Annotated in this window: 20 protein-coding genes, 1 rRNA gene, 1 pseudogene and 1 riboswitch; of the genes and pseudogenes, 21 read left to right on the forward strand and 1 reads right to left on the reverse strand. The window is 38.8% G+C overall.

The genetic code is table 11. From position 1 onward, the window contains the following. Positions 1-263 precede the first annotated feature (263 nt). The 15 genes from rrf (at position 264) to purD (ending at position 15,214) form a co-directional block, all read left to right on the forward strand. Positions 264-379, forward strand: a 5S ribosomal RNA gene (gene rrf / locus AC2CGN_RS19865). A 303-nt stretch (positions 380-682) separates the two neighbouring features. Further along, a complete protein-coding gene (locus AC2CGN_RS19870; protein ID WP_429983133.1) occupies positions 683-952 on the forward strand; it encodes a hypothetical protein in 270 nt (89 codons plus the stop codon). A 162-nt stretch (positions 953-1,114) separates the two neighbouring features. Further along, positions 1,115-1,309, forward strand: coding sequence for an NETI motif-containing protein (locus AC2CGN_RS19875; protein WP_283869709.1), 195 nt, complete (start codon positions 1,115-1,117; stop codon positions 1,307-1,309). A 94-nt stretch (positions 1,310-1,403) separates the two neighbouring features. Beyond that, positions 1,404-1,502: riboswitch (purine riboswitch) on the forward strand. 467 nt (positions 1,503-1,969) lie between these two features. Continuing rightward, positions 1,970-2,458 (forward strand): 5-(carboxyamino)imidazole ribonucleotide mutase, encoded by a 489-nt coding sequence (gene purE, locus AC2CGN_RS19880; protein ID WP_286925702.1) that lies wholly within the window; start codon positions 1,970-1,972, stop codon positions 2,456-2,458. Continuing rightward, a complete protein-coding gene (purK, locus tag AC2CGN_RS19885) occupies positions 2,455-3,579 on the forward strand; it encodes a 5-(carboxyamino)imidazole ribonucleotide synthase (protein WP_484515808.1) in 1,125 nt (374 codons plus the stop codon). The genes purE and purK overlap by 4 nt, the downstream gene beginning before the upstream one ends. Positions 3,580-3,592: 13 nt before the next feature. Continuing rightward, on the forward strand, positions 3,593-4,888 hold the full coding sequence (purB, locus tag AC2CGN_RS19890) for an adenylosuccinate lyase (protein ID WP_484515810.1): 1,296 nt from the start codon (positions 3,593-3,595) through the stop codon (positions 4,886-4,888). 128 nt (positions 4,889-5,016) lie between these two features. Then, on the forward strand, positions 5,017-5,727 hold the full coding sequence (gene purC / locus AC2CGN_RS19895; RefSeq protein ID WP_484515812.1) for a phosphoribosylaminoimidazolesuccinocarboxamide synthase: 711 nt from the start codon (positions 5,017-5,019) through the stop codon (positions 5,725-5,727). A 2-nt stretch (positions 5,728-5,729) separates the two neighbouring features. After that, entirely contained in the window at positions 5,730-5,978 is a 249-nt protein-coding gene (gene purS, locus AC2CGN_RS19900; RefSeq protein ID WP_286925698.1) for a phosphoribosylformylglycinamidine synthase subunit PurS, read from the forward strand. A 2-nt stretch (positions 5,979-5,980) separates the two neighbouring features. Next, positions 5,981-6,664 (forward strand): phosphoribosylformylglycinamidine synthase subunit PurQ, encoded by a 684-nt coding sequence (gene purQ / locus AC2CGN_RS19905; protein ID WP_484515814.1) that lies wholly within the window; start codon positions 5,981-5,983, stop codon positions 6,662-6,664. Further along, positions 6,651-8,885, forward strand: coding sequence for a phosphoribosylformylglycinamidine synthase subunit PurL (gene purL / locus AC2CGN_RS19910; protein ID WP_429983130.1), 2,235 nt, complete (start codon positions 6,651-6,653; stop codon positions 8,883-8,885). Before purQ ends, purL begins: the two co-directional genes overlap by 14 nt. Then, a complete protein-coding gene (gene purF, locus AC2CGN_RS19915) occupies positions 8,861-10,285 on the forward strand; it encodes an amidophosphoribosyltransferase (protein WP_286925695.1) in 1,425 nt (474 codons plus the stop codon). The genes purL and purF overlap by 25 nt, the downstream gene beginning before the upstream one ends. 22 nt (positions 10,286-10,307) lie before the next feature. Then, positions 10,308-11,363, forward strand: coding sequence for a phosphoribosylformylglycinamidine cyclo-ligase (purM, locus tag AC2CGN_RS19920; protein WP_286925694.1), 1,056 nt, complete (start codon positions 10,308-10,310; stop codon positions 11,361-11,363). Beyond that, on the forward strand, positions 11,363-11,932 hold the full coding sequence (purN, locus tag AC2CGN_RS19925; protein ID WP_484515816.1) for a phosphoribosylglycinamide formyltransferase: 570 nt from the start codon (positions 11,363-11,365) through the stop codon (positions 11,930-11,932). The genes purM and purN overlap by 1 nt, the downstream gene beginning before the upstream one ends. Positions 11,933-12,355: 423 nt before the next feature. Beyond that, positions 12,356-13,882, forward strand: a complete 1,527-nt coding sequence (gene purH / locus AC2CGN_RS19930; protein ID WP_484515818.1) for a bifunctional phosphoribosylaminoimidazolecarboxamide formyltransferase/IMP cyclohydrolase — start codon at positions 12,356-12,358, stop codon at positions 13,880-13,882. Positions 13,883-13,957: 75 nt separating this feature from the next. Further along, positions 13,958-15,214, forward strand: a complete 1,257-nt coding sequence (purD, locus tag AC2CGN_RS19935) for a phosphoribosylamine--glycine ligase (RefSeq protein WP_429983128.1) — start codon at positions 13,958-13,960, stop codon at positions 15,212-15,214. A gap of 92 nt (positions 15,215-15,306) precedes the next feature. Here purD and AC2CGN_RS19940 read toward each other — a convergent pair whose 3' ends face one another. Beyond that, entirely contained in the window at positions 15,307-15,765 is a 459-nt protein-coding gene (locus tag AC2CGN_RS19940) for a hypothetical protein (protein ID WP_429983127.1), read from the reverse strand. A gap of 201 nt (positions 15,766-15,966) precedes the next feature. Between AC2CGN_RS19940 and AC2CGN_RS19945 the strand changes: the two genes are divergently transcribed. The 6 genes and pseudogenes from AC2CGN_RS19945 (at position 15,967) to ltrA (ending at position 23,265) form a co-directional block, all read left to right on the forward strand. Next, on the forward strand, positions 15,967-17,688 hold the full coding sequence (locus AC2CGN_RS19945) for an adenine deaminase C-terminal domain-containing protein (protein ID WP_484515820.1): 1,722 nt from the start codon (positions 15,967-15,969) through the stop codon (positions 17,686-17,688). Positions 17,689-17,768: 80 nt separating this feature from the next. Next, positions 17,769-18,821 carry a DUF3048 domain-containing protein gene (locus tag AC2CGN_RS19950; RefSeq protein ID WP_286925704.1) on the forward strand — a complete coding sequence of 351 codons (1,053 nt, stop codon included), beginning with the start codon at positions 17,769-17,771 and terminating at the stop codon, positions 18,819-18,821. A 15-nt stretch (positions 18,822-18,836) separates the two neighbouring features. Continuing rightward, positions 18,837-19,157 (forward strand): YerC/YecD family TrpR-related protein, encoded by a 321-nt coding sequence (locus AC2CGN_RS19955; RefSeq protein ID WP_004225717.1) that lies wholly within the window; start codon positions 18,837-18,839, stop codon positions 19,155-19,157. A 110-nt stretch (positions 19,158-19,267) separates the two neighbouring features. After that, positions 19,268-19,957: a heptaprenylglyceryl phosphate synthase gene (gene pcrB / locus AC2CGN_RS19960; protein ID WP_286925687.1), complete on the forward strand. Its 690-nt coding sequence runs from the start codon at positions 19,268-19,270 to the stop codon at positions 19,955-19,957. 32 nt (positions 19,958-19,989) lie between these two features. Further along, positions 19,990-20,682, forward strand: a pseudogene (locus tag AC2CGN_RS19965) (UvrD-helicase domain-containing protein); the annotation flags it as partial. Positions 20,683-21,348: 666 nt separating this feature from the next. After that, positions 21,349-23,265 carry a group II intron reverse transcriptase/maturase gene (ltrA, locus tag AC2CGN_RS19970; RefSeq protein ID WP_484515822.1) on the forward strand — a complete coding sequence of 639 codons (1,917 nt, stop codon included), beginning with the start codon at positions 21,349-21,351 and terminating at the stop codon, positions 23,263-23,265. The last annotated feature ends 19 nt before the right edge of the window (positions 23,266-23,284 follow it).

Below are 23,284 nucleotides of genomic sequence, written 5' to 3' on the forward strand. Positions count from 1 at the left end.
TGAGGTAGATAGGTTCGAGGTGGAAGTGTGGTGACACATGGAGCTGACGAATACTAATCGATCGAGGACTTAACCAAAAAGTTTGAAACATTCAATGCACCGTTTATCCAGTTTTGAAAGAATAACCACTTTCATTAAGGGTTTCAAGATACGAGTAGTTCGAGGAAGCGATGGAGAGAGGGAAGGAGCGTACTCAAGTACGTGACTGACTGAACGAAAGAAGCTGACGAAGAAATGCGACGTATATTGAAAGCCGACAATAGTCTAGTGATGATGGCAAAGAGGTCACACCCGTTCCCATACCGAACACGGAAGTTAAGCTCTTTAGCGCCGATGGTAGTTGGGGGCTTCCCCCTGTGAGAGTAGGATGTCGCTAGGCATTTAAAAAGTCGAGGATTTATTCCTCGACTTTTTTTATTTATGTGTAAATTCTGCAATGCTATAATTATTTAAAAGGAGTAGGAGTTATAGTTACGGTTAGCATTATACAAGAGAGAAATAGAAAAACTAATATGACTTATAGCACTAATGAACAGATAGGTAGAATATCATAAATGGAATCCTTAAATGACCTTTTAAATCGTTCTTTCTCTACGCGAGATATTGAAAAAAATATTGTCAAAGGAAGATGAAAAGTAAGAGCCTTACTAGCTAAATATCCAATGATATGGAGGCATGAACTATGAGGCGTTATATTTTTACAGCAATCTCTATCTTGTTATTAATAGTAACATTCTTTATGTTTGGCTATGATCCTACAAAATGGTATGGGAAATTTTATAATTCCTTAAACATTTTTACACCATTTGTATTAGGTGGACTAGGAATACTCAGTGCGATTTTTGGCATTAAAGGTGATATTCGTAAGGTACTTATTATGCTCAATGCTTTTTTGCTGATCCTTTTTCTAGGTATATATTTAATAGGAATATTCAGTTTCCAAAAACCTTAATCATAGTCTGCAGAATTTTAATCTGCAGGTATTTTTAATAAATCAAAACGTTAAATATTACTTAAAATTAATTATAAATAAGTACTTATTGAATAATCTTTAGGTATAATGGAATTCAAACTAAGAAAGTTAAAAGGATAGGAATTTGAAAGGAAGAAGAGTTTGGGAAAAAGACAAATTTGGTATGAGGTAGAAGAAAATGAGTCAATTGAAGATTGTTTGGCTAGAATGCGTCAAGATGGTTTTATAGCAGTTGGTAGAAAAGAAGAACCGATTTTTCACTTAGTTAACGGGGAACCAACGTATTTACGTCAAAAAATACAATTTAAAGCAATGGTCTATCAAGATTCTGAGTAGATTTGACTAAAATCCGAACGTTTTCAAATGACTAAAATAAAATGTTCGCATTTTTACATTGACGATAGTGAAATCACTTGTTAAAATGTGAGAAGGAAAAACAAATAAGGTCCCACATATATGCTAGAGGATTGGCTCTAGTGTCTCTACCCGGCACCGTAAATGCTGGACTATGCGGGAAAGCGCTTTTGGCATGTTACGGAAGGTATATGTACAGAAATGTACTTTTGCATATTCTTTTCTTAATAAGTCCTCAAGTAAACTGCTTTCACGTGTAGGGTAGAGTAGTTTATTTGGGGATTTTCTTTGTTTAACTTATTTCAGCGTGTATCCAAACATCCGCTGAAATAAGTTAAAGCCTCTGGCGGATGTCACGGAAATCGAAAAGGAGTTAATAAAGGATGTTAGCCTAAAATCATCGCATCCATGCGATAACGGCTAACTGACCTGCATCGGTAAAAAACGCCACGTCCTGTGGCTTTACCGAAATGACCGACATCGTGTCGGCCCTCACGCAGGTCTAAGCACAAAGCCGATTCCGGACGCAATAATGCCGAGGCATTATTGATAAAGAAAAGAATTGCAGTAGCTATTTGAAGTATAGAGGCTTACACAATATATTTTGATCATTTTTCTATCGTTTAAAAGGAGCGACAATTCATGAATCCGAAAATCGGTGTCATTATGGGGAGTTCAAGTGACTGGGAAACAATGAAACATGCATGTGATATTTTAGATGAATTACAAGTACCGTACGAGAAAAAGGTTGTATCTGCACATCGTACTCCAGATTTAATGTTTGAGTATGCTGAATCAGCACGTGAGCGAGGTATTCAGGTGATTATTGCGGGTGCAGGTGGGGCTGCACATTTACCAGGAATGGTGGCAGCAAAAACAACATTACCCGTAATTGGCGTACCTGTACAATCTCGTGCTCTTAATGGTCTTGATTCTCTATTATCAATTGTTCAAATGCCTGGAGGTGTGCCTGTAGCCACAGTTGCAATAGGTAAAGCAGGAGCGACAAATGCAGGTTTGCTTGCAGCGCAAATTTTGTCGACAACAGATACAGAGCTTGCTACTAAACTAGATGCTAGAAGAGAAGCAACAAAGCAACAAGTATTGGAAAGCACAGGTGACTTGGTGTGACAAAGATTATTTATCCAGGGCAAACGATTGGTATTATTGGAGGTGGGCAGCTTGGCCGTATGATGGCACTTGCTGCAAAAGAAGTTGGCTTTAAAATTGCCGTTCTTGAACCAACAATGGACTCACCATGTGGACAGGTTGCAGATATCCGTATTGTGGCACCATATGACGATGAGGCTGCTTTAGAGGAGCTTGCAGAAGTAAGTGATGTGATCACTTTTGAGTTTGAAAATATCGATTATGATGGACTAAAACGCTTAACACAAATGGCTTATGTACCTCAGGGTGCAGAATTAGTACGCATTACACAAAACCGAGTAACCGAGAAGGAAGCGATAGTGAAAGCTGGTTGTCCAGTAGCACCTTATATTGTTGCAAATACTTATGAGGAATTAGTAGCCAATATTAATACGATTGGTTATCCTTGTATAGTCAAAACAGCAAGAGGTGGTTATGATGGCAAAGGACAGCAGCTTTTAAAATCAACACAAGACCTGCCATTAGCGAGGGAGCTTTTTTCTCATTCTCAATGTATAGCTGAGGGATTTGTACCATTTGTAAAAGAAGTATCAGTAATAGTCCAAAGAAATGGTAATGGTGAATCATACTGTCAGCCAGTTGGAGAAAATATTCATGTTCATCATATTTTACATGAAACTATTGTGCCTGCCCGTATAAAAGAAGAAACAGCTCAGGCTGCGGAACGAGAAGCTTTGAAAATTGCCGATTACTTGCAGTTAGTCGGAACCCTTGCAGTAGAGATGTTTGTATTAGAAGAAGGCGGCATTATGATTAATGAATTAGCACCTAGACCCCATAATTCAGGTCACTATTCAATAGAAGCATGTAATGTTTCACAGTTCCATCAGCATATTCGTGCTGTATGTGGTTGGCCGCTGCGTAAACCACAGCTATGGGCACCATCTATTATGGTCAATGTTTTAGGGCAGCATGTCATGCCACTTAGTAACTCAATTGCTAAATATCCTGAATGGTCAATACATCTTTATGGGAAAGCTGAAGCTAAAGTGAACCGTAAGATGGGCCACGTAACGATTATGACAAAAGACTTAGAGAAAACACTACAACAAATCGAGAGTTCTGGCATTTGGTCAGAATAGAAGGAGATACGCGATGATTGAACGTTACACAAGACCCGAAATGGGTGCAATTTGGACAGAACAAAATAAATATCAAGCTTGGCTAGAGGTTGAAATTTTAGCATGCGAAGCTTGGGCAGAATTAGGCGACATTCCAAAAGAAGATGTAGCTAAAATACGTGAAAAGGCTTCATTTGATGTTAATCGTATATTAGAGATTGAGCAAGAAACACGTCATGATGTTGTGGCATTCACACGTGCTGTCTCTGAAACACTGGGCGAAGAGCGAAAATGGGTGCACTATGGTTTAACTTCTACAGACGTAGTTGACACAGCTCTTTCCTATTTGATTAAACAGGCAAATGATATTTTACACAAAGACATCGTGAATTTCATTGATATTATTGCAGCAAAAGCAAAAGAGCATAAGTATACGGTCATGATGGGGCGTACACATGGTGTTCATGCTGAGCCAACAACTTTCGGTTTGAAACTTGGTTTATGGTATGAAGAAATGAAGCGTAACCTTGAACGCTTTGAAGCAGCAGCGAAAGTGATTGAAACAGGAAAAATGTCTGGAGCCGTTGGAACTTACGCCAACATCGACCCTCGTGTTGAACAGTATGTTTGCGATAAATTAGGACTAACAGCATCACCTATTTCAACACAAACATTACAGCGTGACCGACATGCACAGTATCTAGGCGCTTTAGCGTTAATTGCAACTTCCATTGAAAAATTTGCTACAGAAATTCGCGGCTTACAGAAATCTGAAACACGCGAAGTGGAAGAGGCCTTTGCAAAAGGGCAGAAAGGGTCATCAGCAATGCCACATAAACGTAATCCAATCGGTTCTGAAAACATGGTTGGTATGTCTCGTTTAATGCGTGGCTATATGGTAACAGCTTATGAAAATGTAGCTTTATGGCATGAACGTGATATTTCACATTCATCTGCAGAGCGCGTTATTTTACCGGATGCAACAATTACTCTTAACTATATGTTGAATCGCTTCGGTAATATTGTGAAAAACTTAACCGTATTCCCTGAAAACATGAAACGTAATATGGGTCGCACTTTTGGTTTAATTTATTCTCAACGTATCCTATTAGCCCTTATTGATAAAGGATTAGTGCGTGAGGAAGCGTATGATACAGTACAGCCTTTAGCGATGCAGGCGTGGGACGAGCAGGTTCAATTCCATACGTTAGTCGATGCAAGTGAAAAAATTACATCGTATTTAACGAAGGAAGAGCTAGATGAGTGCTTCGACTACAACTATCATTTACAGCATGTTGATATGATTTTTGAACGACTAGGACTTAACTAATATTTATTTAGCCTGCTTAAAATGAATGTTAGAGCCACTAGCGGATATATCAGAATTGAATCGTAAAATATGCGGTTCAATTCTGGGATAATCCGCACGTATTTCATAATATCCAGGGGGAAAACGATATGACTAAAGGTCAACTTTTGTATGAAGGTAAAGCAAAAAAATTGTATACAACAGAGGAGCCAAACGTGCTGCTTGTTGAGTACAAGGATAGTGCCACAGCATTTAATGGTGAGAAAAAGGAAGAGATTGAAGGAAAAGGTGTTTTAAATAATCGTATTACTTCATTAATATTCAAAAAATTACAAGCAAACGGAATTGTGTCACATTTCGTAAAACAATTATCTGATACACAACAGCTTGTGAAAAAAGTAGATATTATTCCAATAGAGGTTGTAGTTCGTAATTTAGCAGCAGGTAGCTTAGCGAAACGTCTCGGCTTAGAGGAAGGAACACCATTAAAACGTCCAATCGTTGAGTATTATTATAAGGATGATGAGCTGGGTGATCCGTTCATTACAACGGAGCATATTGACGTACTTGATCTTGCAACGCCTGAAGAAGTGACAGCTATTTATGAAGGTGCTTTAGCTGTTAATAAAGTTTTGCAGCCAATCTTTGCGGAGGTTAATGTTACGCTAATCGACTTTAAATTGGAGTTTGGACGTGACCATGATGGAAACGTGCTATTAGCGGATGAGATTTCACCAGATACATGCAGACTTTGGGATGCAACAACGAATCAAAAGTTAGACAAAGATGTCTTTCGTCGAGACCTTGGTAATTTAACTGAAGTTTATACTATTATACTTTCTAGACTCGGAGGCAAATAACAATGAAAAAAGTTAAAATTTACGTAACATTACGCGAGAGCATTCTTGATCCACAAGGCTCTGCTGTACAAGGTTCTTTAGTAAAAATGGGGTACACTGAAGTAGAAGATTTACGTATTGGTAAATATCTTGAACTATCAATTAAAGATACAGAACGTGACATTGATACTCTAGTAAAAGAAATGTGTGCAAAGGTTTTAACAAACGTTGTAATCGAAGACTACCGTTATGAAGTCGAGGAGGCTAACTAATCATGAAATTCGCAGTACTCGTATTCCCTGGGTCCAACTGTGATATCGATATGTATCATGCGATTAAAGATGAGCTAGGTGAAGAAGTAGAATATGTATGGCATACAGCAACAGATCTAAGTGGCTTTGATGGTGTATTAGTACCAGGGGGGTTCTCATATGGAGATTATCTTCGCTGTGGTGCAATGGCTAATCAATCTAACATTATGACAGAAGTTAAAAAGGCAGCAGATGCTGGTAAACCTGTACTTGGTGTATGTAATGGTTTCCAAATCCTTACGGAAGCTGGTTTATTGCCAGGAGCTTTACTGCGCAATAAAAACTTGAAATTTATGGGTCGTACAGTACAGCTTAAGGTTAATAACAACAATACATTATTCACAAATCAATATGAACCGGGTCAAATTATCAATATTCCAATCGCACATGGTGAGGGTAACTACTACTGTGATGAGGAAACTTTACAAAAATTAAAGAATAACAATCAAATCGTGTTCACTTACTCAGGTGAAAATCCAAACGGTTCTTTAGAAGATATCGCAGGGATTATAAACGAGCGCGGCAATGTATTAGGGATGATGCCACACCCAGAGCGTGCTGTTGATGCACTGGTGGGCGGAGCAGACGGTCTAGCAGTATTTAAATCAATTGTGAAGCAGTGGAGGGAAAATCATGTCAACAACTAAGTTTGAGCCAACAGCACAGCAAATTAAAGATGAAAAGCTATACGCTGGTATGGGGATGTCAGACGAAGAATTTGCAATGGTAGAAGGTATTTTAGGACGTCTACCTAACTGGACAGAGACAGGTCTTTTCTCAGTAATGTGGTCTGAGCACTGCTCTTACAAAAATTCAAAGCCAGTCCTACGTAAATTCCCTACAAAAGGACCTCAAGTTTTACAAGGACCAGGTGAGGGTGCAGGGATTGTTGATATTGGTGATGAACAAGCAGTAGTGTTCAAAATGGAGTCACATAACCACCCATCTGCAATAGAGCCTTATCAAGGAGCTGCAACGGGTGTGGGTGGTATTATTCGTGATGTTTTCTCAATGGGTGCACGTCCTATTGCTATGTTAAACTCATTACGCTTTGGGGAATTAAAATCAGCACGTGGTAAATATCTATTTGAAGAAGTAGTTGCTGGGATCGCAGGATATGGTAACTGTATCGGAATCCCAACAGTAGGTGGCGAAATTCAATTTGATCCTTGCTATGAAGGCAATCCACTTGTTAATGCAATGTGTGTCGGTTTAATTGACCATAAGGATATTCAACGTGGTATTGCAGCGGGTGTCGGTAATACAGTGATGTACGTTGGTGCGAAAACAGGTCGTGACGGAATTCATGGTGCAACATTTGCCTCTGAAGAATTAACTGAGGAATCAGAAAACCAACGTCCAGCAGTACAAGTAGGGGACCCATTTATGGAGAAGCTTTTACTTGAAGCATGTTTAGAGGTTGTTAAATCTGACGCTCTAGTTGGTATTCAAGATATGGGTGCAGCTGGTCTTACATCTTCTTCAGCAGAAATGGCTTCAAAGGCTGGTTCTGGTGTAGAAATGAACTTAGACTTAGTGCCGCAACGTGAGACAGGTATGACAGCATATGAAATGATGTTATCAGAGTCACAAGAACGTATGCTACTTGTTGTGAAAAAAGGTCGCGAAGATGAAATTAAAGCGATTTTCGATAAATATGATTTAGATGCTGTAGCAATTGGTCGAGTAACAGATGATAAAATGCTTCGTCTATTACACAACGGTGAAGTCGTAGCTGAAGTACCTGCTGATGCACTTGCAGAAGATGCACCAGTTTATCATAAGCCATCTGCAGAGCCTGCTTACTATGCCGAATTCCAAGCGATCGAGAACACTGAGCCAACGGTAACAGATTACAAAGAAACTTTAAACAAACTTTTACAAGCACCTACAATTGCTTCAAAAGAGTGGGTTTACGATCAATTCGATTACCAAGTTCGTACATCAACAGTTGTAACACCAGGTTCTGACGCTGCTGTTATTCGTGTACGTGGTACAAATAAAGGATTAGCGATGACAACGGATTGTAACTCTCGCTATATATACTTAGATCCAGAGGTGGGCGGTGCTATCGCCGTAGCTGAAGCAGCTCGTAATATCGTTGCAACTGGTGGTACGCCACTTGCGATTACTGACTGCTTAAACTTTGGTAATCCAGAGAAGCCAGAAATCTTCTGGCAAATTGAAAAATCTGCTGATGGTATTTCTGCTGCTTGTACGGCATTAAATGCCCCAGTAATTGGTGGTAACGTATCTCTTTATAATGAACGTTCAGGTGAAGCAGTCTATCCAACACCAACAATCGGTATGGTTGGATTGATTGAAGACTTAGCTCATGTCACAACACAAGAAGTAAAAGCTGCTGGGGATGTAGTATTTGTGATTGGTGAGACAAATACTGAGTTTGGTGGATCAGAGCTTCAAAAGTTATTAAACAATGGAGTTATCTCAGGTAAAGCACCAGCTATCAATTTAGAGGTTGAGGCTGCTCGTCAGCAAGCATTACTGAAGGCTATTAAAGCTGGACTTGTCCAATCTGCTCATGACGTAGCAGAGGGTGGTCTTGCTGTTGCTATAGCTGAAACAACATTTGGTGCAAAGGGGCTAGGTGTTGACGTAACATTGACGGGTTCTGCTACAACGGCATTATTCAGTGAGAGTCAATCTCGTTTTGTTGTCACAGTGAAAGAAGAAAATGCAGCCGCATTTGTGGAAATCATCAAAGACGCACAGAAAATTGGTGTCGTAACAAACGATGCACTTGTTAAAATCAACGGGGACAAAGGTGTGCTTGTAGAAGGTACAGTGGAGGAATTCCGTTCTAATTGGAAAGGAGCAATCCCATGCTTGCTGAACTCAGAGGCTTAAACGAAGAATGTGGGGTGTTCGGTATTTGGGGTAACCCAAATCCAGCACACCTTAGCTATTACGGGCTTCATGCTCTTCAACACCGTGGACAAGAAGGTGCTGGAATCGTTGTTTCAGACGGTCAGCATCTTCGCGCGGTGAAAGGCGAAGGACTAGTGAATGATGTATTCAACGAAGATAAATTAAAGGCAGTGAACGGCAAAGCGGCTATTGCGCATGTTCGTTATACGACTGCTGGTGGTGGCGGTATTGAAAACGTACAGCCATTATTATTCCACTCCTCAACTGGTAGCCTTTCAATTGCCCATAACGGTAACTTAGTCAATGCGACACATTTAAAACAGTATTTAGAGCGACAGGGGAGTATTTTCCATTCTAGCTCTGATACGGAAGTGCTGGCGCATCTTATTAAGAAAAGCTCGCATTCACCATTCCGTGCGAAGGTGAAAAATGCCCTCTCTTTATTAAAGGGTGCGTATTCTTTCTTAATCATGACAAAGGATGAAATGCTTGTTGCACGTGATCCACATGGTTTACGTCCACTTTCTCTTGGAAAGCTAGGAGATGGCTGGGTGGTAGCTTCTGAAACTTGTGCATTTGATTTAATCGGCGCAGAATTTGTTCGTTCTGTTGAGCCTGGTGAATTATTAATTATCAACGATGAAGGTGTAAAGTCAGATCGTTTTGCAGAGATGGATAAACGTGCCATGTGTGCAATGGAATATGTTTATTTAGCTCGTCCTGACTCAGACATTGATGGAATTAATGTCCATATGGCACGAAAACGTATGGGGAAACAGCTTGCTCGTGAATGTGCACATATTGAGGCTGATGTTGTAACGGGTGTACCAGACTCAAGTATTTCTGCAGCAATCGGTTTTGCTGAGGAAAGTGGTATTCCTTATGAGTTAGGTTTAATTAAAAATCGTTATGTCGGCCGAACGTTTATTCAACCCACTCAGGAATTACGTGAGCGCGGAGTAAAAATGAAACTATCTCCAGTCGTTCAAGTTGTGAAAGGGAAACGAGTTGTGATGGTAGATGATTCTATCGTACGAGGTACAACTTCCCGCCGTATCGTCAAAATGTTGAAGGATGCAGGTGCAGCAGAGGTACATGTCGTGATTTCTTCACCACCGATGACAGATCCTTGTTATTATGGCATTGATACGTCGACACATGAAGAATTAATTGCATCTAGTCATAATGTAGATGAAATCCGTGAAGCAATCGGAGCAGATACACTAACATTCCTTTCTGTTGAGGGTATGGTTGAAACGATTGCACGACCATATGAAGACGAAAATCGTGGACTATGCCTTGCTTGCTTTACAGGCAAATATCCTACAGAAATTTTCCCAGATACGATCTTACCACATGAAAAAGAACTATTACGTTAAGGATGATAAGGAGGATCTCTGCGTGTCAAAAGCATATGAACAAGCAGGTGTAAATATTGAAGCAGGCTATGAAGCCGTAAAACGAATGAAGTCTCACGTTGAACGCACAAACCGTCTAGGTGTGATGGGAACGTTCGGTGGCTTTGGCGGTATGTTTGACTTGTCAGAACTAAATCTTAAGGAGCCTGTTCTTATTTCAGGTACAGATGGTGTTGGGACAAAGCTTAAACTAGCTTTTATGGTGGATAAGCACGATACGATTGGTGTAGACTGCGTGGCTATGTGTGTGAATGATATTGTGGCACAGGGTGCTGAACCATTGTATTTTTTAGATTATGTTGCCCTTGGTAAAGCTGAACCAGCGAAAATTGAACAAATTGTCAAAGGCGTTGCAGATGGCTGTGTACAATCTGGTGCAGCATTAATCGGTGGCGAGACAGCAGAAATGCCAGGTCTTTATGAAGAGGATGAGTATGATTTAGCAGGTTTTGCAGTAGGTGCATGTGAAAAATCAGCTATCGTAACAGGTGAAAAAATCGTAGAGGGTGATGTGCTTGTTGGTATTGCTTCAAGTGGAGTGCATTCAAACGGTTATTCATTAGTACGAAAAATTGTTTTTGCTGATAATGATTATGCAGTAGATGCGATTGTGGCAGGCTACGAGGATCTTGGCCCTATTGGAGAAGCTTTGTTAGTGCCAACAAAATTATATGCTAAACCAGTACTTGCAGCTTTAAAAGCAGCAGACGTTCATGGCTGTGCACATGTAACAGGCGGTGGCTTTTATGAAAATCTTCCTCGCATGATGCCAAAGGGATTAGCAACTGAAATTGACTTAGGTTCATGGCCAGTATTACGTATTTTTGAGTTTTTGAAAGATAAAGGCCAGCTTGAGGATAAGGATCTATATAATGTCTTTAACATGGGCATTGGCTTTGTACTAGCGGTACCAGCAGATGAAGTGGATAAAGTAATTGCTACTGTGGAAGCAAATGGTGAAAAAGCATACAAAATCGGTCGTGTTGTGAGCGGCGAGGGTGTTGTATTTAATGGCTTACATGATGGGAGTTTAGTGTAATGACTGCACCAACCAAGATTGCCATTTTTGCCTCAGGCAGTGGTAGCAATTTTCAGGCCATTCAAGAGGCGATTGAACGTGGTGAGCTACATGCAAAGGTGGAGCTTGTTGTAACAGACAAGCCTGGCGCATTTGTAGTAACACGTGCCGAGAATTTTAGTATTCCAGTACTAGCTTTAAATCCAAAAGAGTTTGCTTCAAAAGCAGATTACGAGACAGCTATTATCAATGCTTTACAGGAATGTAATGTGGAATGGATTGTGCTTGCCGGTTATATGCGACTAATTAGTGAAGTATTACTTTCAGCATTTCCACAGCGTATCGTGAATATCCATCCGTCATTATTACCAGCTTTCCCAGGTAAGGACGCGATTGGGCAAGCGATGGAACATGGAGTCAAGATAACAGGTGTAACTGTGCATTTTGTAGACGAAGGTATGGACACAGGCCCTATTATCGCACAAGCAGCAGTTGCCGTTATTGATGGTGATCGTGAGGCAACAGAAGTGGCTATTCATAAGCAAGAGCATGTACTATATACGAAAGCTTTACAGCAATTATTAAAGTAATTCAGTGGTGGGGAGTTAGGTCTTCTGGAACAATACAGCCTAACTTTACTCTATCAATAATAAGCAAGACATATTTTCGTAGCAAGCACGATAAAAATTGGTTCATCACCAAAAGTTGTGGATGACTTTTGTTAAAACGTTTACTATGTAAAAAAAGTTGATTGGAGTGGAGGCTGGGCGACTCTTTGGGGATCAGCGATATAGAGGAACGAAGGCTAAAAGCATCACGTCCTGTGATAACGCCTTCGTGACCAACATCATGTTGGCCCAAGCGGCTCATCGGACGTCCCTAGGAAGCTCTGCTCGAAAGCGAAGCGTCAGCGGCAAATGTTTTATCTGTAGCGACAGCTACAAAGCGCCCAGCCGGAACGGAAATCAACCACACGTTTTGGTGATGATCCTAAAAATTAGGAGGATATTGTTGTGACAAAACGTGCATTAATCAGTGTTTCCAATAAAGATGGTATTTTAGAATTTGCAAAAGAACTAGTAGCATTAGGTTATGAAATTTTATCAACTGGTGGTACAAAAAAAATGTTACAGGACAATCATGTTGCCGTAACGGCAGTTGATGAAGTAACTAAATTCCCTGAAATTTTAGATGGTCGTGTAAAAACATTAAACCCAATGATTCACGGTGGTCTATTAGGAAAGTTCGACGATGCTTCTCATCAAGCACAAATGAATGAGCATGGAATTGAGCCAATTGAAATTGTATGTGTCAATCTATACCCGTTCGTTGAAACAATTTCAAAGCCTAATGTAACATGGGATGATGCTATCGAGAATATTGATATCGGTGGTCCAACAATGTTACGTTCTGCAGCAAAAAACCATCAATATGTCACAGTAATTGTCGATAGCAATGACTATGCTAATGTATTAGAGGAACTAAAAGCAGACGGTACAACAACAATTGAAACACGTCGTAAGCTAGCTGCAAAGGTTTTTCGTCACACAGCTGCCTATGATTCCTATATATCAAACTATTTAACTGAAGAAGAGTTTCCAGAAAGTTTAACAATGACATATGAATTAAAACAAAACTTGCGTTATGGTGAAAATCCACATCAAAAAGGAGCATTCTATCAAAAACGTCTTGGCTCTGATTTCTCATTAGCCTATGCAACTCAATTACACGGCAAAGAATTATCTTACAATAATATTCAAGATGGCAATGCAGGTTTGCAAATTGTAAAAGAGTTTGAAATGCCTGCCGCAGTTGCAGTAAAACATATGAACCCTTGTGGTGTTGGTACAGGTGTAACATTAGAGGAAGCATTTGATAAAGCATACGAAGCAGACCCTGTATCTATATTTGGTGGTATTATCGCATTAAACATGGAAGTGGATGCAGCAACGGCTGAAAAATTGAGTCATATTTTCTTAGAAATTATTATTGCACCAGCCTTTACTCAAGAAGCCCTTGATATTTTAACGCAAAAGAAAAATATTCGTTTGTTAACAATTCCTTTTGAGCAAGTAAAACAAGATAATTTTAATGTAGTATCTGTAGAAGGTGGACTTCTTGTTCAAGAGCCGGATCGTTACGGCTTTGCTAATGCAGACATCAAAGTAGTAACGGATCGTGAACCAACAGCACAAGAATGGGAAGCATTACAGCTAGGCTGGTCAGTTGTCAAACATGTTAAATCAAATGCAATTGTCGTAACAGATTCACAAATGACGCTTGGTGTTGGTGCAGGTCAGATGAATCGTGTTGGTGCAGCTAAAATTGCCTTTGAGCAAGCTGGCGAAAAAGCAAAAGGTGCTGCATTAGCATCTGATGCATTCTTCCCAATGAGTGATACAGTGGAAGCAGCTGCGGCAGCTGGTATTACGGCAATTATTCAACCAGGCGGCTCCATTAAAGATCAGGATTCTATTGATAAAGCAAATGAGTATGGTATTACAATGGTATTTACTGGTGTACGCCACTTTAAACATTAATCAAAATATATTTAATTCTAAGACCGAGATGTTGGTTCATCTCGGTTTTACTTACAAATAGGAGGATTTTCCAAGATGAATGTATTAGTAATCGGAAGCGGTGGCCGTGAGCATGCTATCGCTAAACAATTTAGTAATTCCCCATCTGTGCGTAAGGTATATGTTGCGCCTGGCAATGATGGTATGCGAGGCGATGCAGAGGTTGTTGCTATTGATACGATGGATTTTGCAGGCTTGGCACAATTTGCAAAAGAAAATGCAGTAGATTTGACTTTTGTTGGCCCTGAGCAACCACTTGCTGAAGGGATTGTAGATTTCTTTATTGCTCGTGGTTTACGTGTATTTGGTCCAACAAAAGAAGCAGCACAAATCGAAAGCAGTAAATCATATGCAAAGGATATTATGAATAAATACAATATCCCAACAGCGACTCACGGAACATTTACAGAAGCAAATAAGGCTATCACATACATTAAAGAACAAGGCGCACCAATTGTGATAAAAGCGGATGGCTTAGCCGCTGGTAAAGGTGTGGTTGTTGCCATGACAGAGGAGGAAGCCATTGAAGCTGTTCAGGATATGATTGGGAATCAACGTTTTGGCGAATCATCCTCTCGAGTTGTTATCGAGGAATTCTTAGATGGTGAAGAATTCTCATTTATGTCATTCGTCCATAAAGGTCAGATTTATCCGATGGTTATTGCTCAGGATCATAAGCGAGCATATGATGGCGATAAAGGTCCTAATACAGGTGGAATGGGTGCTTATTCACCAGTACCCCAAATTTCACAAGAGATAGTGGACGTAGCTTATAAAACAATAGTTGAGCCCACTGTTCAAGGGATGGAATCAGACGGTGTATCTTTTACTGGAATTTTATATGCAGGGTTAATATTAACAAAAAATGGTCCAAAGGTGATTGAGTTTAATGCACGCTTTGGAGATCCAGAAACACAAGTCGTTTTACCACGTATGGTTTCTGATTTTGGTGATTTTATGATGGCTTTAATGGATGAAAAACCCTTTGATTTACAATGGTCAGAGGATGCAATGCTCGGTGTTGTAATTGCTGCAGAAGGATATCCAGGGGATGTAGAAAAAGGGCATGCATTACCTAGTTTAGAGAATCTATCAGCTTCACATGCCGTATTCCATGCAGGGTCAAAGCTTGTAGATGATAAATTTGTTGGTAATGGTGGGAGAGTTTTATTAGTTGGAGCAAAAGCATCTACCCTAAAAGAAGCGCAAGAAAAGGTATATGCAGGTATTGCAACTGAAAATTGGAACAATTTCTTCTATCGTAAAGATATCGGTTGGCGAACATTTAAATAAAATTTTATCATGCTTTGAAACTTCTTCTTATTATTAAACGTATGATTTATAAGGGTAAGAGCCGTCTCATATAGTTGAGACGGCTCCTTTGACTAAGAAGGATTTTGTGCTTTAGTTGTAGAATTTTTACTGTCTGAGGAATTTTGATTTGAAGTGCTGGCGTCAGATTGCTTTGAAGCAGTTGCGCTTGATCCTGACGAATTACCAGATATGGCAGAGGAGAAATCCTTCATGAGCTTGCCGATTTGCTCAGATGACATGGATTGATTAGATGTCATAGATTGATTAGATGACATAGAATTTTGTCCACCGAGCATACTTTGCATAGAGCTATTCACGGCATTTTGCATATTGGAACTCAGTAAAGCTTTTGTCGGGCAATACTTAAAGATACCCTCAGCCATTTTTAAAGCACCTAATGCAATCATTAATCGACCGCCCGTACAGTTAGGATTTCTTGAAGCCCTAGCGATACCAAATGCCGTCATACTTGTACCCATGGCAAAGCGACAGAAGGCATTTTTTTCACTTAAATTAGCTTGTTGCATCATACTATTTCCTCCTTTAGTCATTGTGGAAAAAATAAAGCGGGGTGCACTTTGCTTTATGAAAGTGCTGTGTTACGATTGAAACAAGATGATTGCATAATTGCTGCATTTTAATGAAAAAATGCGCTTATGCAATAGTAGTATGTGATATCACATTAGATTTACACAATGAAATTTTACGTAATTTAGGAAGGAGCGGATAGAATGGATCCAGTATGGAAAATTACAAAATTACGCCAACAATTAGCGGTAATTGATGGTAAAAAGGCACCGGATATTGTGTTAAAAAATGCACGTTATTTACATAGTATGCTCAAACAATGGGTAGTAGGGAACATTTGGATTTTAGGAGATCGAATTGTCTATGCTGGCGACAGAATGCCTCCTTTTATAGAGGGGACAGAGGTGGTTGATTGTACGAATAAAACAATTGTACCAGGCTATATTGAACCTCATGTCCATCCATTCCAGCTCTATCATCCACAATCTTTTGCTGATTTTTGTGGACATCTAGGCACAACAGCTTTTATTTCTGATAATTTAAGTTTTGTTTTATCTTTAGAAAATAAGAAAGCGTTTTCAATATTGAATGATTTGAAAAAGCTTCCGTTTTCTTTTTACTGGTGGACACGCTTTGATTCACAAACTGAGATGGAGCAGGAGGAAGAAATTTTCTCTAATACATCAATCTTAGAATGGTTAGAGCGGGATGATGTTTTACTTGGAGGAGAGTTAACAGGCTGGCCAAGATTGTTGCATGGGGATGACCAAATGCTTTATCGTATGCAAATGGCTAAAGGCTACGGCAAAAAAATAGAAGGCCATTTTCCAGGAGCTTCAGAAAGAACTTTAGCCCGTATGAAACTACTTGGGGCAGATGGTGATCATGAGGCAATGACAGTGGAGGAAGTGGAAAGACGTATTATGCAGGGATATGCTGTGACACTACGTCATTCTTCGATTCGCCCAGATTTACCACATCTCTTAAAAGGAATTGTAGAAAAAGGGCTTCCTATTTTTGATCATTTAATGATGACAACAGACGGTTCAACGCCTTCCTTCCATCAGGATGGTGTGATGGATAAATGTATTCAAGCAGCTTTAGATGCAGGTGTCTCACCAATAGATGCCTATCAAATGGCTACTTATAATGTTGCACGCTATTACAATATGTCTAGCTTACATGGTTTTATCGCGACAGGACGATTTGCTTCCTTGAATATATTACAAGATGAATGGCATCCAGTTCCTGAAAGCGTATTATCCAAAGGTGTCTGGTTAAAACGTGATGGACAGCGTGTGCATAAACTTGCTGCTATAGATTATTCAGCTCTTCCAGCGTTTAATTTAGGATTTTCATTAAATTCCCATGACTTCCAGTTTTCAATGCCATTTGGAATTGAGCTTGTGAACGATGTTATTACGAAGCCATATAATTCCTTAGTTACTAGGGAAGGGCAGCTTGCTGATCATGATGAATGTTATTTAATGCTTATTAATAGAGACGGCAATTGGCACGTAAATACGATGATCAAAGGCTTTGCGACTAGTGTTCAAGGCTTTGCCTCTTCTTACTCCAATACAGGTGATATTTTACTTATTGGAAAAAATAAAGAGGATATGATAAAAGCCTTTGAGGAAATGAAAGCGATGCATGGAGGCATTGTCCTTGTAGAAAAGGGAGAAGTTATTGCTTCTATTCCTTTAACAATAGGTGGTCTACTTTTTGATGGAGATGTAGAAGAATTAACAAATAAAGAACTAGCTTTAAAACAAGCATTAGCTGAGCGTGGTTATCGTCTAGGTGATGCAATCTATACTTTGTTATTTTTACAATCTACACATTTACCTTATATCCGTATAACACCAAAAGGGATTTTTGATGTTATGAAGAATAAGTTATTATTACCAGCAGTTATGCGCTAGTTGTGATTTGATTTCACTATAGCGTAACCATAGCCCAATTACAGTTTGTGTGATTGTTTAAAGGAGAGAAAGTAATGCATGTGTTAAAATCAAAAAAACTATTTATTACTATGGCATTTAGTGCCTTGTTAATAGGAGGATGTTCAAAGGATTCCTCGGAAGTAAAGGACCAAACAGACAAAACTAAAGAGGAACCAGTTATTGAAGAGCCTGTAAAAGAGGAAGCATTTCTTGCTCCTTTAACAGGTGAGGCTGTAAAAGAGGAGATTACACAACGTCCAATCATCGTGACGATTAATAATCATCCAGCAGCACGCCCTCAATCCGGATTAGCGGCGGCAGATATTATTTATGAAATGCTGGCAGAGGGTGATGTTACTCGTTTTTTAGCAGTCTACCAAAGTGAGTTACCAGAAAATTTTGGACCTGTTCGTAGTGCCAGATCCTATTTTGTCGATATTGCTAAAGGCTTTGATGCATTTTATGTAGCTCATGGTTATAGCCCGGAAGCTAAATCAATGCTTGAAAATAATGTAATCGATAATATAAATGGCATGAATTATGATGGTACTCTTTTTAAACGTTCAAAGGATCGTGTTGCACCACATAATTCTTATATAACATCAGAGAATTTATTAAAAGGTGCTGAAAAGATAGGCGCTTCAATGATTTACAGTGAAAAAGTGCGTCAGGCTTTTTATGAACCCGATGAACGTGGTAAAATAGGCATTGAAACAAGTAAAGTTGACATTTACTACGGAAATAGTGAGTATTTCCATAATTCGTATGTGTATGATCATCAAAATAATCATTATGGACGACAATCGGCTGGCGTTGACACAAAGGATATGTTAACAGGCGAAGCATTATCATTGGCAAATGTTTTATTTTTTGAAATGAATCATCGAACTATTGATAATGTTGGACGCCAAGAAATTGATTTAACTTCTGGTGGAAATGCTTACGTATTCCAAAACGGCTATATGAGAGAAGTTAAATGGGCTAATATTGATGGATTACCGATGGCTGTTGAAGAATCTGGGGAGCTTGTTAAATTAGTACCAGGAAAGTCATGGGTTCATTTCGTACCAGCTTCACCAGGGTTACAGACAATGGTGAAAACGCAGCCTTAAAGGGAGGAAAATTGCATGCAAATCGAAAAAATTCGAGGGCATCAAACAGATCAATTATTTAAAGCAGTGTTAGAGCTGAAAGACATTGAAGAATGCTATAAGTTTTTTGATGATTTATGTACGATTAGTGAAATTCAATCACTAGCACAACGCTTTGAAGTTGCGCATTTATTACGTTTAAAGAAAACCTACGAATCCATCAAAAAGGAAACAGGTGCTAGTACAGCAACAATTTCTCGAGTGCGACGTTGCTTTGATTATGGAAACGATACATATGATGAAATGCTAGGTCGTTTGTATCCTGATGAAAAACCATTTCAAGCACCAAAAGAATAGTAGGTAAAGAGGCTGGGTAGAGTTTCTGCCCAGTTTTTTTCATTTTTTTGTCGTCAGTCATAAGCTATACTTGTTAACGAATAGATAGAAAATGATAGGTGGTAAAATAAATGGAATATTTAGAATGGAGACATGTGTTTAAGCTCGATCCAGCTAAGGAAATTTCAGATGAAGCATTAGAAAAAATTTGCGAATCAGGAACAGATGTCATTTTAGTTGGCGGTACAGATGATATAACATTGGATGGTGTTTTAGATTTACTGGTCCGTGTAAGACGCTTTGAAGTACCGATAGCGCTTGAAATTTCTACAATTGATTCGGTAACACCAGGCTATGACTATTACTTTATTCCGACAGTGTTAAATAGTGATGATCCTAAATGGATTAAAAACTTACACCACGAAGCGATAAAGGAATATGGGGATATCATGGTGTGGGACGAGCTAGTTGCTGAGGGCTATTGTATATTAAATCCACACTGTAAGGCTGCAGAAGTGACAAATGCGAAAACGGATTTATCGTTAGATGACATTGTTGCTTATGCACGTCTGGCTGAAAACTTTTTTAAGCTACCAGTATTTTATATAGAGTATAGCGGAACATATGGTGATATTAGTGTTGTTAGTGCTGTAAAGCAGGAGCTTAAAAATACACGATTGTTTTATGGTGGTGGTGTTACTTCCGCAAAGCAAGCAGCCGAAATGGCAAAATATGCGGATACAGTTGTAGTTGGTAATATTATTTATGATGATTTAAAAGCTGCACTTGCAACTGTTAAGGCTGTTAAAAATACGATATAATTTAAGAACAAACGTTTGTAAGGTGGTGCGAAATGGAGCAGTTAACAAAAAACTTATTAGCAGGTATGAACCCTGAACAGGAGAATGCGGTCAAAACGACTGAAGGGCCGCTTCTAATTATGGCGGGTGCAGGATCGGGGAAAACGCGTGTACTAACACATCGTATTGCGTATTTAATCATTGAAAAAGAAGTGTACCCATCAAAAATTTTAGCTATCACTTTTACCAATAAAGCGGCACGAGAAATGCGAGAGCGTATTGATGGCATTCTTGGTAATGGGACAGGCGATAGTATGTGGGTATCCACATTCCACTCGATGTGTGTACGTATTTTACGACGTAATATTGATCAGCTTGGAATATCACGTAATTTTTCAATTTTAGATTCCACAGATCAACTATCAGTCATTAAAAATGTGATGAAGGAAGAAAACATTGATTCGAAGCGCTTTGAACCTCGCGCTATTTTAAATGCAATTAGTGCAGCAAAAAACGAATGTATTGCGGCAGATGATTATGTCGCTCAAATCAATGAACATAATCCCTACGAAAAAACGGTTGCACGAGTTTACGAGGGCTATGAAAAAAGACTACGCCGCAACCAATCCCTAGATTTCGATGACTTAATAATGACCACTATTACATTATTCAAGAGAGTCCCAGAGGTACTTGAATACTATCAGAATAAATTCCAATATATTCATGTTGATGAGTATCAAGATAGTGCGACACGTTGCTAATTGAAAAGATTAGCCACTAGCATATTTGCTAGGAGAACTAAGAAATCGGATGAGTCGAATGATGAAGTAACGCTCTGAAAGGCTCGACCTAATCCTCCGAATAGCATTGTCATGTGCAATCATGATGGTGTTATAAGCTCGGTGAAGTCAGTTGAATATCACCCTAATTACAGGAAAGCGGAGTGGAGGCACTTTGTGTGGTAGATAGGCTGGGGTTCTATAAAAATACTCATGGTTAGAATGTAGGAAACAAAACTTCCTACTGACGAAATTCCGAATGTACGGCTCTAGAGGTATAGGTATTCGAAAGGGTACACCAACTTATTGTTGGGTTAGTGAGGTGGAGTAAAATTTGTCTTTATGAAACACCTTATAGTGTTACAGGCACTATCCAGCTAACAGGGTTAGAGGAATGACCTAAAGGTATTAAATGTACAGATATGATTTCTTGGAACGTGGTAAGCTGGCTACGTGGAGAGATTGCACTCGTTGAAGCGGTATGAGGGAAAGCGTCTATAGTATAACCTCATTTTAAGCACAGTGAAAGTGATGGCACAGTACCAGTGAAGCCGTGATAATAAGCGGTGGAGGGATAGCCATTAGTCAATTTATGAATAACTAAAACATTACTTTATACTATCAGGTTCTCGTATGACTAAAAGAAATGCAATCGCCAAAAGAAGTAATAAAGTGGTGAGAGTATTGACTGAAACAGCAAACAAGAAAGTTTTAAAACGACAGTCCTTACGAAACAATGAATATTACGATATGCAACAAACCTTAGATGACCTTTACAAAGCAAGTCAAATGAACAAACGCTTTAAAAATCTGTATGAATTGATTATTAGAAGAGAAAATATTTTACTGGCATATCGAAACATCAAGAAAAACAAGGGTTCTCTCACCAAAGGTATTAATGAATCGACAATCATTACTATCGGAGAAAAAGACCCGAACGCATTAATTGATTATGTCAGAAAAAGACTTGAAAACTTCATACCACACAAAATAAGAAGAAAAGAAATACCAAAAGCTAATGGGGGAATTCGACCACTCGGCATCCCGACAATCGAAGATCGAATCATTCAACAATGTTTCAAACAAATTCTAGAACCAATATGCGAAGCGAAATTTCATAATCACAGTTACGGTTTTCGACCGAACAGAGGAACTTTACATGCATATTCTAGAGCAGTAACATTAGCAAATATCAACAAACTGCACTATGTGGTTGATATTGACATCAAAGGCTTCTTCGATAATGTCAATCATGGCAAACTTCTTAAACAAATGTGGTCAATGGGTATCCAGGATAAAAAGGTTCTCTCAATCATAAGTAAACTACTGAAAGCAGAAATTGTAGGAGCAGGAACACCTAATAAAGGGACTCCTCAAGGTGGTATTTTATCACCGCTACTATCTAATATTGTGCTAAACGAATTAGATTGGTGGATAAGCAATCAGTGGGAAACGTTTGAAACACAGAAAAACTATGAGCGTAAAAGAATTATTGGTGGCAAGGTTAGATTTGATAGGTCAGTGAAATATAGTACCTTAAAAAGAGCCACAAGCTTGAAAGAAATGTTCATTGTGCGATATGCAGATGATTTTAAAATCTTTTGTAGAGACCATAAAAGTGCCTTCAAGATTTTCGAAGGTGTGAAAAAATGGTTAAAAGAAAGATTACATCTCGACATTAGTAAAGAAAAATCAAAGGTCATTAATTTAAGGAAAAACTTCTCGGAATTTCTAGGCTTTAAAATGAAAGTGGCTAGAAATAAAAAGAAGCATACCGTAAAATCATTCATGACAAATAAGGCGAAGAAAAACGCAATTAGCAAAATCAAAGAAAACATCAAACGAATTAAAAAGAAATCTAATGCTTCAGAAGTGTCCAAACTCAATGCAACAATTCTAGGACTTCATAACTTCTATCAGCAAGCAACGATGGTAACGAAAGATTTTAGTGAAATTGCATTTTCAGTCAAACGAACCTTATATAACAGCTTGAAGAAAGTTTCATCGGATAAAGGTGAGCCAAGTACGTACTACAAGAAACATTTCAAAGATTATCTTGGCAAGAAAAAGACATTCGTTGCAAAAGTAGCGATATTCCCTATCGATGGAATCAAACACAAAAATCCAACAAACTTTACGCAAGAAATCAACAATTATACAGTTGAAGGTAGAAGTCTGATTCATAAAAAGCAAAAATCAGTATCAGAAGAAGTTGTGAAGTATCTCATGAAAAATCCTGTAATCAATCGTAGTATTGAATACAACGACAATCGTATTTCTAAATACATTGCTCAAAAAGGGGTTTGCTATATCACAGGAGAAGCACTCATTCTGAAAAATATGGAATTACATCACATCGTTCCGAAGGCAAAAGGTGGTAACGATAAGTATGACAACTTAGTTTTTATAACGAAAGAAGCCCATAAACTGATTCATGCCACAACAGAAGACATCATTAATAAATACCTTCAAATGTTAGAGTTAACAAAACAAAGTTTGGACAAAGTAAATAAACTTCGTGTGAAAGCTGGAAATAAAGTATTAGTGTAAAGATTCATAATTGATGGAA

It is taken from the genome of Lysinibacillus sp. DFXJR4, assembly GCF_057196045.1.

What these genes read in the sequence shown, in the direction of transcription:
- purB (WP_484515810.1), top strand. Translation starts at nt 3,593, where the DNA reads ATGATTGAACGTTACACAAGACCCGAAATGGGTGCAATTTGGACAGAA.
- AC2CGN_RS19870 (WP_429983133.1), top strand. Translation starts at nt 683, where the DNA reads ATGAGGCGTTATATTTTTACAGCAATCTCTATCTTGTTATTAATAGTA.
- purS (WP_286925698.1), top strand. Translation starts at nt 5,730, where the DNA reads ATGAAAAAAGTTAAAATTTACGTAACATTACGCGAGAGCATTCTTGAT.
- AC2CGN_RS19945 (WP_484515820.1), top strand. Translation starts at nt 15,967, where the DNA reads ATGGATCCAGTATGGAAAATTACAAAATTACGCCAACAATTAGCGGTA.
- AC2CGN_RS19940 (WP_429983127.1), bottom strand. Translation starts at nt 15,765, where the DNA reads ATGATGCAACAAGCTAATTTAAGTGAAAAAAATGCCTTCTGTCGCTTT.
- pcrB (WP_286925687.1), top strand. Translation starts at nt 19,268, where the DNA reads ATGGAATATTTAGAATGGAGACATGTGTTTAAGCTCGATCCAGCTAAG.
- ltrA (WP_484515822.1), top strand. Translation starts at nt 21,349, where the DNA reads ATGACTAAAAGAAATGCAATCGCCAAAAGAAGTAATAAAGTGGTGAGA.
- purN (WP_484515816.1), top strand. Translation starts at nt 11,363, where the DNA reads ATGACTGCACCAACCAAGATTGCCATTTTTGCCTCAGGCAGTGGTAGC.
- purE (WP_286925702.1), top strand. Translation starts at nt 1,970, where the DNA reads ATGAATCCGAAAATCGGTGTCATTATGGGGAGTTCAAGTGACTGGGAA.
- purD (WP_429983128.1), top strand. Translation starts at nt 13,958, where the DNA reads ATGAATGTATTAGTAATCGGAAGCGGTGGCCGTGAGCATGCTATCGCT.
- AC2CGN_RS19955 (WP_004225717.1), top strand. Translation starts at nt 18,837, where the DNA reads ATGCAAATCGAAAAAATTCGAGGGCATCAAACAGATCAATTATTTAAA.
- purC (WP_484515812.1), top strand. Translation starts at nt 5,017, where the DNA reads ATGACTAAAGGTCAACTTTTGTATGAAGGTAAAGCAAAAAAATTGTAT.
- purL (WP_429983130.1), top strand. Translation starts at nt 6,651, where the DNA reads ATGTCAACAACTAAGTTTGAGCCAACAGCACAGCAAATTAAAGATGAA.
- purQ (WP_484515814.1), top strand. Translation starts at nt 5,981, where the DNA reads ATGAAATTCGCAGTACTCGTATTCCCTGGGTCCAACTGTGATATCGAT.
- purF (WP_286925695.1), top strand. Translation starts at nt 8,861, where the DNA reads ATGCTTGCTGAACTCAGAGGCTTAAACGAAGAATGTGGGGTGTTCGGT.